An 11,607-nucleotide genomic window follows, 5' to 3' on the forward strand; every position below is an offset into this window, starting at 1 on the left:
ATCAAGCCGCGCGGGCTTGCGCTTGGGCGATCAGTGCCGCCAGTTCGCGCGGTACGGATTGTCCCAGGAATTCCAGCGCCAGCGCCTCCGGATCAATGGCGGCATCCGCCGGCAAGCCATGCTCGAAGCCGCCCACCATGGTGCGGCAAAAATGCGGCGACTCCGCCCGCGTTTCCACATACCAGCAACCCGCATGCCCTTGCACGAAGTATTCGCCAATAAAGTAGCCGAGCATGGTTTTCACCCACTGCCAGCTTTCGTCGCGGATGACGATGGTGCGCATGGCTGCATCGATGTACGGCAGGTATTCGGCCGCGTTGGTCAGTACTTCGTGCGCGGGCTGGATGCCCAGGCGCTCGACGAAATTCACCAGCGACGCGCCCAGCGCGTCATAGTAGGCATCAAAAGCCGTTTGGCTTTGCTGCAATAATTGCTCTTGTTCGGACGACAGCATTCACACTCCACAGACATTCAACAATCGCCTATTTTACGCCACGCTCACATCGACACCAGCCCGCTGCAGCAAGGCCTGGTTGCGGGGAGACAAATGCGTCACCTGCAGGTGCTTGCCCGCCTTTTCATAACGCTCATACAAAGCTTCGATGGCGGCGATGGCCGAGTGATCGGCCATGTGCAGGTGCCGGCAGTCGAGGATGACGCGGGCCGGGTCGGTCGCCGCCTGGAACAGTTCCAGGAAGTGCGTGGTCGAGGCGAAAAACAGGGTGCCGTGCGGCAGGTAGACGCGCACGCCCGCGCCAGTGTCATCGATGTCGGCACGCATGTCGCGCGCATGCTGCCAGGCGAAATTCAAGGCGGCAATCACGATGCCGCACAGCACGGCCAGCGCCAGGTCCGTCAACACGGTGATCACCGTCACGGCGACGATCACCAGCGCATCCTGCAACGGCACCTTGCCCAGCACGCGCAGCGAACCCCAGGCAAACGTCTGCTGCGCCACGACGAACATCACGCCGACCAGGGCTGCCAGCGGGATGCGCTCGATCAGCGGCGACAGGAACAGGATAAACAATAAAATCATCACGCCGGCCGTCACGCCCGACAGGCGCGAGCGGCCGCCAGAACTCAGGTTGATCATCGTCTGCCCGATCATGGCGCAGCCGCCCATGCCGCCAAACAGGCCCGAAACGACGTTCGATGCACCGAGAGCGATGCATTCGCGGTTCGGCTGGCCCCGCGTTTCAGTCATCTCATCGGTAAGATTAAAAGTGAGCAAGGTTTCCAGCAAGCCCACCATGGCCATCAGCGCCGCGTACGGGAAGATGACGTGCAAGGTGGCCATGTCCAGCGGCACCGTGGGCCAATGCAGGGCCGGCAGGCCGCCGGCGATATGCGCGAGGTCGCCCAGTGTGCGCGTGGGCAGCTGCAAGAAATGGCTGAGCACACCCACACCGAGGATGGCCACCAGCGCCGGCGGCACGGCCTTCGTGATGCGCGGCAGCACGTAGACGATGGCCATGGTGAGCAGCACCAGCGCGCCCATTACGTACAAGGAGGTGCCTTGCAGCCAGGTTTCGCCTTGCGGCGTGGCCTGACGAAAGTGTTCCAGCTGGGCCATGGCGATGACGATGGCCAGGCCATTCACGAAGCCCAGCATCACCGGGTATGGCACCATACGGATCAATTTACCAAGGCGCAAGATACCGAACAGCGCCATGATGATGCCGCTCAGCACCACGGTGGCCAGCAGATATTGCACGCCATGCTGGGCCACGAGCGCGACGATGACGACGGCCATGGAACCGGCGGCGCCCGAAATCATGCCGGGGCGCCCGCCAAAGATGGCCGTGAATGCGCAAATGATGAAGGCGCCGTACAAGCCCATCAGGGGATTCAGTTGCGCCACGAGGGCAAAGGCGATGCATTCGGGCACCAGCGCGAATGAGGTGGTCAACCCCGCCAGGACATTTTTTTGTATGTTCGAGAACCACTCGTCCCGAAAAGTTGCGTTGATCATTGATACACATCCAGGGTCGGAACAGAGAAATGCGCGCGCGATGCACAGTCATCGGGCGCAGCCATGCCAGCGGTCGTCAAAACGAAGCCATGCCGAGGTCGCACGCAGAGGAAAATCGTCGGTGACTACATGGGATTGGCGGACAGAGGAAGATTCGGCAGCGCCATGCGGCGCGGCCGAGCCTGCACACATTATACAAGATGCAGCAGGGCCCGATGGACGGCGCGGCGACGCGCAGCGGGAGCGGATACTGGCAAGCAAATAATGTTTCCAATAGTTTTATTTTTAAAATAAAAACAATTTAAATGGAATATTTTAAATAATCTCCGCCGTTTCAATTGGAGAGTATCTATTCAATTTTCTCCACTATTCTACTCAGCAGTGGTGGAGACTGTTGACCACATTAAAAAACGGGGCGTATCCGAAAAGCCAGACGAGTAGGGAAACTCAGGAGGAATCATGACCGACGCGCAATTATATGCCAGTAATATTACAATCAACATTCTCGTTGTAATAGACACCGATCTGATCATGGCCCAGCATCCACGTCAGACGAGTCCCGACCAGACCAAGCCTGTGGGCCTGGCGCATACCAGCCAGTACATGATTGCCACCGACCCGCGCGGCATCAATAGCGGGCAAGGCACCGCCGATCTGAGTTTCAAGGCCAATGTGGGCGACTTCGTCTCGTTCACCGGCGCTTCCATCTATGACAACGCCGATTCGGCCGTCATTGTCTACGGCATCAATTACTGGAATGGCGACAAGGTCTTCAATACCTTTGTTTCCAATACCATTACACGGAGAAATGCGGCCGTGCCGAATACGGATTCGTCGAATGGTTTGCCGGCCGTACAGCAATCGCGCAATTTCTCCAATTTCACGGCGCAGGTATCCAAATCGGGCACGGAAAATTTCTACGTCCATATTGCCGTATATAGCCTGAATGACGATGGCCAGACGCAAAGCCTGTATGGTTATTTTTATTGGGATCCACAGATTACTGTCGGTTAGTCATTTCCCGGAAACCAAATAAATATAAACCATTTATTTAATTACCGCCGATTTCAGCCGGTGCGAGATACGCCGGGATGGCCCCGCGCAGGCAAAAAAAAAGCCCACAGAAGTGGGCTTTTTTATTTGCGCATGTATCACATGCACTTATCTGGAGGCGAGGACGGGAATCGAACCCGTCTAAACGGCTTTGCAGGCCGCTGCATAACCTCTTTGCTACCTCGCCAGAGGAACTGCTTCGATGTGCCTTGCGGCGCACCTTGAAAACTGGAGCGGGAGAAGAGTCTCGAACTCTCGACCTCAACCTTGGCAAGGTTGCGCTCTACCAACTGAGCTACTCCCGCATGGAGCTTGGTTACCGCCTAATCGCGCCGCGTACCGCGGCGGATAAAAAAAGGAAGCCAGCTTAGCTTCCCTTTAGAATTCTGGAGCGGGAGAAGAGTCTCGAACTCTCGACCTCAACCTTGGCAAGGTTGCGCTCTACCAACTGAGCTACTCCCGCATTGGAGCTTCTATTTTCTGCTACTGCCATCTTGCTGTACTGCTTCAGCTATCGCTGGAGCGGGAGAAGAGTCTCGAACTCTCGACCTCAACCTTGGCAAGGTTGCGCTCTACCAACTGAGCTACTCCCGCATACGAATCGCTATTTTACTGCTTTTTGCTACCGTTTACCAGTGCTGCTTTACTGCTGATCCAGTGTTCACTGGAGCGGGAGAAGAGTCTCGAACTCTCGACCTCAACCTTGGCAAGGTTGCGCTCTACCAACTGAGCTACTCCCGCAGTGGACAACATTGTATCAGAAGCTCTACTACATCGCCAGTACTACTTTTTACTGCATTCGCTGTTTTTACCTATGACACGATCCAGAAAACTGGAGCGGGAGAAGAGTCTCGAACTCTCGACCTCAACCTTGGCAAGGTTGCGCTCTACCAACTGAGCTACTCCCGCGTCATCAACAACAGGCCAGCATTATAGAGGGATTACAGGGGCTGTCAACGGGCAATATCTGGTCTTTTGCAAAATATTCCGCAGAAAGTAGCCAATACCGTCTTAAGGTCCCCCGAATAGCGTAGCGAGCAAGCGCAATATCGTGTTGAGTAGCGGAGCTGTACGAAGGTACAGCGAGCAACGGAGGCGCGAGAGTGCGCTGCGCAGTAGCTAGGCGGAGCGGCCTTAATGCAGGTTACCGGCCTTTTCCTTGATGAGCGGCCATGCCAGGCGCAAGTAATAGAACATCGACCACACGGTCAGCACGCAGGCGATCCACAGCAGCTTCTCGCCCCACACGTGGGTATCGATCGCGCCAAAGATCACTTCGTGGTACAGCAGCAAGGGAATGGCCGTCATTTGCGCGGCCGTCTTGATCTTGCCGATCGAGCTGACGGCTACCGATTTCGATGCACCGATCTGCGCCATCCATTCGCGCAGCGCGGAAATCGTGATTTCGCGGCCGATGATGATGAAGGCCAGCACGGCATTGACACGGTCCAGCTGCACCAGCACCAGCAAGGCGCCCGCCACCATCAGCTTGTCGGCCACGGGATCGAGGAAGGCACCGAAGGCCGAGGTCTGGTTCCAGCGCCGCGCGAGGAAACCATCGAACCAGTCGGTCACGGCCGCAACGATGAAGACCAGGGTGGCAACCAGGTTCTGGTCGCCATGCAGCAGCATCGACGGCGGCAAATAAAACACGCCGACAACGAGCGGTATCAGGGCCACGCGCAGCCAGGTCAAAAGGATGGGAATATTAAAAGGCATAAGAGAGCAATCGGCCGACGGGTAAATTGAACATGAAGAAAGCGTGAAGAAAGCGCCACTAGTCTACATGGCCCCGGGGTATTAGCCTAGTCCGCTTGCCGCAGCACCGGACCAGGCCATTGATCCATCAATGTAATTGCTTGTAGATCTCTTCCGCCAGTTGCGTGGAAATCCCCTCCACCGACATCAGATCCTCGACACTGGCGTCGACCACGCCGCGCAAGCCGCCAAAGCGCGACAGCAGTTTCTGGCGGCGCTTGGCGCCGATGCCTTCGATCTCTTCCAGGCGCGACGTCTGGCGCGTCTTGGCCCGCTTGGCGCGCATGCCGGTGATGGCAAAGCGGTGCGCCTCGTCGCGGATTTGCGCGATCAGCATCAGGGCCGCCGATTCCTTGCCCAGTTCCTGCGCCGCGCGGCCATCGACGAACAGCAGGGTTTCCAGGCCCACCTTGCGCCCTTCCCCCTTGGCCACGCCGACAATCAAGCTGATATCGAGTCCCAGCTCGGCAAACACCTGGCGCGCCATCTCGATCTGCCCCTTGCCGCCGTCGATCAAGACCACGTCGGGCATCACGCCGTCGCCATTCGCCACCTTTTCGTAGCGGCGCATGAGGACCTGGCGCATGGCCGCGTAATCGTCGCCGGGCGTGATGTCGTTGATGTTGTAGCGCCGGTATTCACCGTTCTGCATGGCGTGATGATGGAACACGACGCACGACGCCTGCGTCGCCTCGCCCTGCGTGTGGCTGATGTCGAAGCACTCGACGCGCAGGCTGTCCAGATCTTCCGTTTCCAGGCGCAGCGCTTCGGCCAGCGCGCGCGTGCGCGACTGCTGCGACCCCTGCTCGGACAACAAGCGCGCCAGCGAAATCTCGGCGCCCTTCTGTGCCATTTCCAGCCACTGGCGGCGTTGCCCCTGCGGCTGGAAGATCAGGTTGATGCGGTGGCCGCACTGCTCCATCAGCGCCACCATCAAAGCCGGCTGGTCGAATTCGATATTCAGAATCAGGGTGCCGGGAATGAATTTTTCCGTGTAGTGCTGGGCCAGGAAGGCGGCCAGGACTTCCACCTCGATGGCTTCCTCGGCAATCGCCGCCGCATCGCTGAGCTGGCTGGGGAAATACGCACGGTCGCCCAGGTGGCGCCCACCGCGCACCATGGCCAGGTTGACGCAGGCGCGCCCGCCCTGCACCAGCACGGCGATGATGTCGACATCGGCGTCGCCCGTCGTTTCCATGCTTTGCTGGTGCAGCACGCGCGACAGCGAAGCGATCTGGTTGCGCACCACCACGGCCTGCTCGAATTTCAATTCGGCGGCAAACGCATGCATCTTCTTTTCCAGGTCGGCCAGTACTTCGCTCTGGCGCCCGCGCAGGAAGCGCGCCGCGTTTTCCACGTCGTTCTTGTAATCTTCCTTGCTGATCAGGTCCACGCACGGCGCGCTGCAGCGGCCGATCTGGTGCAGCAGGCAGGGCCGCGTGCGGTTGGCGTAGACGCTGTCCTCGCAGGTGCGAATCAGGAATACCTTTTGCAGGATCTGCATCGATTCCTTGACGGCCCAGGAACTGGGAAACGGCCCGAAATACTGGTTTTTCTTGTCCACCGCACCCCGGTAATACACCATGCGCGGCGCATCGCCATTCGTGATTTTCAAATACGGATACGACTTGTCGTCGCGGAACAGGATGTTGTAGCGCGGCTGCAGCGCCTTGATCAGGTTGTTTTCCAGGATTAGGGCTTCCGCCTCGCTGTGCGTGACGGTCGTTTCCAGGCGCGCGATGCGCTCGACCATCATGGCGATGCGGGGGCTGGCCAGGTTTTTCTGGAAATAACTGGAGACGCGCTTTTTCAGGTCGCGCGCCTTGCCGACGTACAGCACCTTGTCGGCGGCGTCGAAATAGCGGTACACGCCGGGCAGGTTCGGCAGCTTGGCGACGGTGGCCAGCACCTGCGCGCGCGGGTCGGGCGGTGTCTCCGCCAAGGAAGATTCTGGGCTTGCTTCGGTCATTGCTGGCTCGGTTTGGGGTCAGACCCGCCGGGTCTGACCCCGGCATCTGCTTGCTCCACGATCACGAACGCGACCGCATACTCTTCCTCATCGCTGATCGTCACTTGCGCGCTCAGGCGGTTTTTCTCCATGAACTCCGCCAGCACGCCGCTGCAGACGATCATCGGCTTGCCGCTGGGATGGTTCAGCATCTGCGCGGCGGGCCAGGTCATCGGCATGCGCAAGCCCAGGCCGATGGCCTTGGAAAACGCCTCCTTGGCCGCGAAGCGTGTGGCGAGGAAACGCACGCCGCGCACGGCGTTCTTGGCGGTGCGGGCGCGGAACTTTTCCAGCTCCTGCGGTCCCAGTATCTTTTTCGCGAAACGCTCGCCATGGCGCGCCAGGGCCGCCTCGATGCGGGGGATCTTGCAGATATCGGTACCGATGCCGTAGATCATGCTGCCTCCTTTGTGCGCGCTTATGCCTTGCCGGCGAGGCGCGTTGCCACCATGATGGCCTTCATTTCGCGCACGGCGTTTTCCCAGCCGACAAACACGGCATGCGCGACGATGGCGTGGCCGATGTTCAGTTCCGCAATATCGGGAATGGCGGCGATGGCCTGCACATTGGTGTAATGCAAGCCGTGGCCTGCGTTAACCTTCAAGCCGCGGCCCACGCCGAACAGCACGCCCGCCTTGATGCGCTCCAGCTCGGCCAGTTGCTCGGTGCCTTGCGTGTCCGCATAGCGGCCCGTGTGCAGCTCGATCACGGGTGCGCCCAATTCAGCTGCGGCGGCGATCTGCTGCTCGTCCGCATCGATGAACAGGCTCACGCGTATGCCCTCGCCCTGCAATTGTTTCACGGCCGCCTGCACTTCCTTGAAGTAGCGCACCACGTCCAGGCCCCCTTCGGTCGTCACTTCCGTGCGCTTTTCCGGTACCAGGCAGACATCCGCCGGGCGGATGCGGCAGGCGAAATCAATCATTTCCTGCGTCACGGCCGCTTCCAGGTTCATGCGCGTGAGCAATTGCGGCGCGATCGCGATGACGTCCGCATCCTTGATGTGGCGGCGGTCTTCGCGCAAATGCAGGGTGATGGCGTCGGCGCCCGCCTGTTCGGCCAGCAGGGCCGCGCGGATCGGGTCCGGATACGCGGTGCCGCGCGCATTGCGCAAGGTCGCCACGTGGTCGATATTGACGCCCAGGTCGATGACGGGGCCGGAAGGCTGCAAAAAGCTCATATGATGGTGTCCGTAAAGTGCTGAAATCTATTACAGCTGCATTAAATCGATCAGTATCTGGCGCGTATTCAAGGTGGCGCCACCCAGTTGATGGGCCAGCAAAAAACGCATCAGCAGCTTGCTTTGCGCCTGCGTGGCCACGTCAAGATAATCTTCGCGCTCCATGTCGAGCAGGGTCTTGCCCGTGATCTTGGGCCAGGCGTCGGCGGCGCGCGCCGGGCGCGGTCCCCGTTCCGGGTCGACCACGTACACCTGCCCCGCATCGACGGCCTGGCGCGTGCCCGTACAGCGCGTCAGGTCGGCCGCCACGCCCGTTTCCTTGAGCAGGGCGCGCTCGAACTTGCGCAGCACGATGGGCGGCGGCTCATTGTGCGCCAGTTGATTCAAGGTGGCAACGTAGTGGTCGAAGAGGACGGGATGCGGGTCGTCGCGCGCCAGCAGTTTCACCAGCAATTCGTTCAGATAAAAGCCGCACAGCAAGGCGGTCTTTTCCAGCGGCAACATGCCCCCTACCCACTCGGCGCCCGTGAGGATGCGCAGTTCGGACTTGCCCGTCCAGCCCGCCTGCAGCGGCTGGAAGGTCTGCAGCACGCCGCGCAACTGCGAATGGGGCCGCTTGGCGCCCTTGGCGACGAGCGCGATGCGGCCATATTCGCGTGTAAACACGTCGACGATGAGGCTGGTTTCTTTATGCGGATAGCTGTGCAGCACGAAGGCGGGCTGGCCCGTGATCTTCCCGTCGCGCGCGGGCGGACGGCTGCGCCGGGGCGCGGCGGATGCGGGAGTTGCGGCCGGCGGCGCAATGGCCGCCGGCGCGGGGACAACGAGGGAGGCTGGCGCAGGATCGTGCAGCGCTGGCGTGGTGGTGCTCATGCGTGTGGCGTCGCCCCCGGATTGCGGATTACTCGTAGCCGTAGGCGCGCAAGCCCGCCTCGTTGTCGGCCCAGCCCGACTTGACCTTGACCCAGATTTCCAGGTACACAGGGCCGCCGAACAGCTTTTCCATATCCAGGCGGGCCTGGGTGGACACTTCCTTCAGGCGCGCGCCCTTGTTGCCGATAATCATGGACTTGTGCGTATCGCGTTCGACCAGGATGGCGGCGAACACGCGGCGCAGATCGCCTTCCTGCTCGAATTTCTCGATAAGCACGGTGCTCGTGTACGGCAGTTCGTCGCCGACGAAGCGGAACAGTTTTTCGCGCACGATTTCCGAAGCGAGGAATTTCTCGCTGCGGTCCGTGATGTCGTCCGGGCCAAAGATCGGCTGGTTTTCCGGCAGGAAGCGTTTGATTTCGTTCTGCAAGCCTTCCAGCTGGAAGTGCAGCTTGGCCGAGACGGGCACGATGGCGGCGAAGTCGCGCATGGCGGCGACCTTTTGCGCGAACGGCAGCAGCACGGCCTTGTCTTTCACGCGGTCCGATTTATTGATGACGAGGATGCATGGCACTTCCTTCGGCAGCAGGTCCATCACTTGCTGGTCGGCCGGGCCAAACGTGCCCGCCTCGATCACGTACAAAATCACGTCCGAGGAAATCAGGGTGTTCGTGACGGTCTTGTTCAACGTCTTGTTCAGCGCGTTCGAATGGCGCGTCTGGAAACCAGGCGTGTCGACGTAGATGAATTGCGCGTCCGGCACCGTCTGGATGCCCGTGATGCGGTGGCGCGTCGTTTGCGCCTTGCGCGAAGTGATGCTGACCTTCGCGCCGATCAGCACGTTCATCAGGGTCGATTTGCCCACGTTCGGGCGGCCCACGATGGCGATATAGCCGCAGCGGAAGTTGTCGGGCATTTTGGTGGCTGTCATGCTAGTGTCGATTCTGTTTAGTGTGAGCGGCGATCGCCGGTGCAGCCGGGGCTTGCGCGTCGTCGCTCTGGATGGTGGCAATGCCGGCCAGCTTGAGCTGGGCGGCGCGCGGTTTGGGCTTGCGGCTGGCGGCAGGCGACTTCAACAGCGCCTGCTCGGCCACGTCCAGCGCCAGTTTGGCGGCGGCTTGCTCACCGGCGCGGCGGCTTCCGCCACGGCCGTAAACCTGGATGTTCAATTTCGGCACCAGGCATTCGATCTCGAATTCCTGGCTGTGGGCGGCGCCGTGGGTAGCCACCACGTTGTACTGTGGCAGCGAAATTTTCTTGCTTTGCAAAAACTCCTGCAGCAGGGTCTTGGCATCCTTGCCCAAGGTTTGCGGATCGACCGAGTCGAGGATGGGGATGTAGAACGCGCGGATCACCGTGCTGGCCGCATCGAAGCCCGTGTCGAGGAAGATGGCGCCCAGCAAGGCTTCCAGGGTGTCGGCAAGGATCGATGGACGGCGGAAACCGCCCGATTTCAGTTCGCCTTCACCCAGGCGCAGAAATTGCGACAATTCCAGCTTCTGCGCGATTTCATACAGCGACTGCTGCTTGACCAGATTGGCGCGCAGGCGCGACAGATCGCCCTCGTCGATGGACTTGAAGCGTTCGTACAGGATGGAAGCGACCACGCAGTTGAGGATGGAGTCGCCGAGGAATTCCAGCCGCTCGTTATGCAAACTGCTGTGGCTACGATGCGTCAAGGCTTGCTGCAACAGGCCAGCATCCTGGAACGTATAGCCTAAACGGGTTTGCAATAGCTGAAGATTCATTGTTGTTTCTGTGTCATCTGAGTAATTCGGCTGGCCGCCGCGCGGGGAATCGGCGCGGCAGCCATGGTTGGTCCATTACAGACCAGGCCGGCTTAGTGTATGCCGCCCACACGTTTCGGGTTGCTGAAGTTCATCCACACGAGGAAAGCCTTGCCGACGATGTTCTCGTTCGGCACGAAGCCCCAGTAGCGGCTGTCCGCGCTATTGTCGCGGTTGTCGCCCATCATGAAGTAATTGCCTTGTGGCACTACACACGTAAAACCGTCTTCGTTGTAGTTGCACGCATCCTTGTACGGGAAATCCTTCACTTCGCGCAAGTTCAACGTAGGAGCAGGCTCGTCGTTGAGGATGCGGTGGCTGACGCCCGTCAGGTTTTCTTCCAGCTGCTTGTGGTAGACCGTGCTTTCATCGTCCAGGTAGTCGTCCAGCGGCGTGTACGCCACTTCCTTGCCGTTGACCGTCAAGCGCTTGTTTTCATAGGTGATTTTATCACCGGGCACACCGATCACGCGCTTGATATAGTCTTGCGACATATCTTTCGGGTACTTGAACACCATCACGTCGCCGCGTTGCGGATCGTTGACTTCAATGATGCGCTTGTTGACGATCGGCAAACGAATACCATAGGTGAACTTGTTCACCAGGATCAGATCGCCCACCAGCAAGGTCGGCACCATCGAGCTCGACGGGATCTTGAATGGCTCGTACAGGAACGAACGCAAGCAGAATACGAGGGCGATGACGGGGAAGAAGCTGCCCGAATACTCGACCCAGGTCGGCTGGCGCAACAGGGCCGCCTCGATGCTCGCGCGGCTGCCGCCCGCATCGGACTTGATGCCCTCGGCGGCCAGCTTGGACTGGCGCGCATCAAATTCAGCCAGGGCACGGTCGGCCGCCTTGCGGCGCTGCTTGGACAGATAAAATACATCGAGGCACCAGACCAGACCCGTCAACACCATCAGCACGAACAGGATTAAAGCGAAATTTCCTAAAATCACTTGCAGGTTCATTG

General features: G+C 59.7%; 11 protein-coding genes and 6 tRNA genes. 1 reads left to right on the top strand and 16 read right to left on the bottom strand.

Annotated features, from left to right (window positions below; all coding sequences use genetic code 11):
- Nucleotide 1: 1 nt before the first annotated feature.
- Both MRBLMS1_RS04710 and MRBLMS1_RS04715 read right to left on the bottom strand, forming a co-directional pair.
- Nucleotides 2-454 carry a hypothetical protein gene (locus tag MRBLMS1_RS04710; protein ID WP_230516363.1) on the bottom strand — a complete coding sequence of 151 codons (453 nt, stop codon included), beginning with the start codon at nt 452-454 and terminating at the stop codon, nt 2-4.
- Nucleotides 455-487: 33 nt separating this feature from the next.
- Nucleotides 488-1,975: a SulP family inorganic anion transporter gene (locus MRBLMS1_RS04715; protein WP_485878122.1), complete on the bottom strand. Its 1,488-nt coding sequence runs from the start codon at nt 1,973-1,975 to the stop codon at nt 488-490.
- A gap of 459 nt (nt 1,976-2,434) precedes the next feature.
- On the opposite strand from MRBLMS1_RS04715, the gene MRBLMS1_RS04720 reads away from it, so the two are divergent.
- Nucleotides 2,435-2,989: an inclusion body family protein gene (locus MRBLMS1_RS04720; RefSeq protein ID WP_485878124.1), complete on the top strand. Its 555-nt coding sequence runs from the start codon at nt 2,435-2,437 to the stop codon at nt 2,987-2,989.
- A 152-nt stretch (nt 2,990-3,141) separates the two neighbouring features.
- Here MRBLMS1_RS04720 and MRBLMS1_RS04725 read toward each other — a convergent pair.
- The 14 genes from MRBLMS1_RS04725 to lepB form a co-directional block, all read right to left on the bottom strand.
- A tRNA-Cys gene (locus MRBLMS1_RS04725) sits at nt 3,142-3,215 on the bottom strand.
- Between the two features lie 42 nt (nt 3,216-3,257).
- Nucleotides 3,258-3,333 (bottom strand) — tRNA-Gly (locus tag MRBLMS1_RS04730).
- An 82-nt stretch (nt 3,334-3,415) separates the two neighbouring features.
- Nucleotides 3,416-3,491 (bottom strand) — tRNA-Gly (locus MRBLMS1_RS04735).
- Between the two features lie 55 nt (nt 3,492-3,546).
- Nucleotides 3,547-3,622, bottom strand: a tRNA-Gly gene (locus tag MRBLMS1_RS04740).
- 71 nt (nt 3,623-3,693) lie between these two features.
- A tRNA-Gly gene (locus MRBLMS1_RS04745) sits at nt 3,694-3,769 on the bottom strand.
- A gap of 92 nt (nt 3,770-3,861) precedes the next feature.
- Nucleotides 3,862-3,937 (bottom strand) — tRNA-Gly (locus MRBLMS1_RS04750).
- 225 nt (nt 3,938-4,162) lie between these two features.
- Nucleotides 4,163-4,747 (bottom strand): CDP-diacylglycerol--glycerol-3-phosphate 3-phosphatidyltransferase, encoded by a 585-nt coding sequence (pgsA, locus tag MRBLMS1_RS04755; protein WP_034749601.1) that lies wholly within the window; start codon nt 4,745-4,747, stop codon nt 4,163-4,165.
- Nucleotides 4,748-4,874: 127 nt separating this feature from the next.
- Nucleotides 4,875-6,755 carry an excinuclease ABC subunit UvrC gene (gene uvrC, locus MRBLMS1_RS04760; protein ID WP_485878127.1) on the bottom strand — a complete coding sequence of 627 codons (1,881 nt, stop codon included), beginning with the start codon at nt 6,753-6,755 and terminating at the stop codon, nt 4,875-4,877.
- Nucleotides 6,752-7,192 carry a holo-ACP synthase gene (gene acpS, locus MRBLMS1_RS04765; protein WP_485878128.1) on the bottom strand — a complete coding sequence of 147 codons (441 nt, stop codon included), beginning with the start codon at nt 7,190-7,192 and terminating at the stop codon, nt 6,752-6,754. The genes uvrC and acpS overlap by 4 nt, the downstream gene beginning before the upstream one ends.
- A gap of 20 nt (nt 7,193-7,212) precedes the next feature.
- Complete coding sequence (gene pdxJ / locus MRBLMS1_RS04770; protein ID WP_139089823.1) at nt 7,213-7,974, bottom strand: pyridoxine 5'-phosphate synthase; 762 nt, start codon at nt 7,972-7,974, stop codon at nt 7,213-7,215.
- Nucleotides 7,975-8,004: 30 nt separating this feature from the next.
- Nucleotides 8,005-8,847 carry a DNA repair protein RecO gene (gene recO, locus MRBLMS1_RS04775; RefSeq protein WP_485878129.1) on the bottom strand — a complete coding sequence of 281 codons (843 nt, stop codon included), beginning with the start codon at nt 8,845-8,847 and terminating at the stop codon, nt 8,005-8,007.
- Nucleotides 8,848-8,875: 28 nt separating this feature from the next.
- Nucleotides 8,876-9,778, bottom strand: a complete 903-nt coding sequence (gene era / locus MRBLMS1_RS04780; RefSeq protein ID WP_046683972.1) for a GTPase Era — start codon at nt 9,776-9,778, stop codon at nt 8,876-8,878.
- Between the two features lies 1 nt (nt 9,779).
- Nucleotides 9,780-10,595, bottom strand: coding sequence for a ribonuclease III (gene rnc / locus MRBLMS1_RS04785; protein ID WP_034749615.1), 816 nt, complete (start codon nt 10,593-10,595; stop codon nt 9,780-9,782).
- Nucleotides 10,596-10,687: 92 nt separating this feature from the next.
- Nucleotides 10,688-11,605: a signal peptidase I gene (gene lepB / locus MRBLMS1_RS04790; protein WP_485878130.1), complete on the bottom strand. Its 918-nt coding sequence runs from the start codon at nt 11,603-11,605 to the stop codon at nt 10,688-10,690.
- Between the last annotated feature and the right edge of the window lie 2 nt (nt 11,606-11,607).

Origin of the sequence: Massilia sp. LMS1-1-1.1 (genome assembly GCF_040815535.1) — a bacterium.
Classification (GTDB): domain Bacteria; phylum Pseudomonadota; class Gammaproteobacteria; order Burkholderiales; family Burkholderiaceae_D; genus Janthinobacterium; species Janthinobacterium aestuarii.

Bases quoted from the DNA above. Each gene is read 5' to 3' on its own strand.
- MRBLMS1_RS04710 (WP_230516363.1), bottom strand. From the start codon at position 454: ATGCTGTCGTCCGAACAAGAGCAATTATTGCAGCAAAGCCAAACGGCT.
- MRBLMS1_RS04720 (WP_485878124.1), top strand. From the start codon at position 2,435: ATGACCGACGCGCAATTATATGCCAGTAATATTACAATCAACATTCTC.
- pgsA (WP_034749601.1), bottom strand. From the start codon at position 4,747: ATGCCTTTTAATATTCCCATCCTTTTGACCTGGCTGCGCGTGGCCCTG.
- rnc (WP_034749615.1), bottom strand. From the start codon at position 10,595: ATGAATCTTCAGCTATTGCAAACCCGTTTAGGCTATACGTTCCAGGAT.
- acpS (WP_485878128.1), bottom strand. From the start codon at position 7,192: ATGATCTACGGCATCGGTACCGATATCTGCAAGATCCCCCGCATCGAG.
- recO (WP_485878129.1), bottom strand. From the start codon at position 8,847: ATGAGCACCACCACGCCAGCGCTGCACGATCCTGCGCCAGCCTCCCTC.
- uvrC (WP_485878127.1), bottom strand. From the start codon at position 6,755: ATGACCGAAGCAAGCCCAGAATCTTCCTTGGCGGAGACACCGCCCGAC.
- MRBLMS1_RS04715 (WP_485878122.1), bottom strand. From the start codon at position 1,975: ATGATCAACGCAACTTTTCGGGACGAGTGGTTCTCGAACATACAAAAA.
- era (WP_046683972.1), bottom strand. From the start codon at position 9,778: ATGACAGCCACCAAAATGCCCGACAACTTCCGCTGCGGCTATATCGCC.
- lepB (WP_485878130.1), bottom strand. From the start codon at position 11,605: ATGAACCTGCAAGTGATTTTAGGAAATTTCGCTTTAATCCTGTTCGTG.
- pdxJ (WP_139089823.1), bottom strand. From the start codon at position 7,974: ATGAGCTTTTTGCAGCCTTCCGGCCCCGTCATCGACCTGGGCGTCAAT.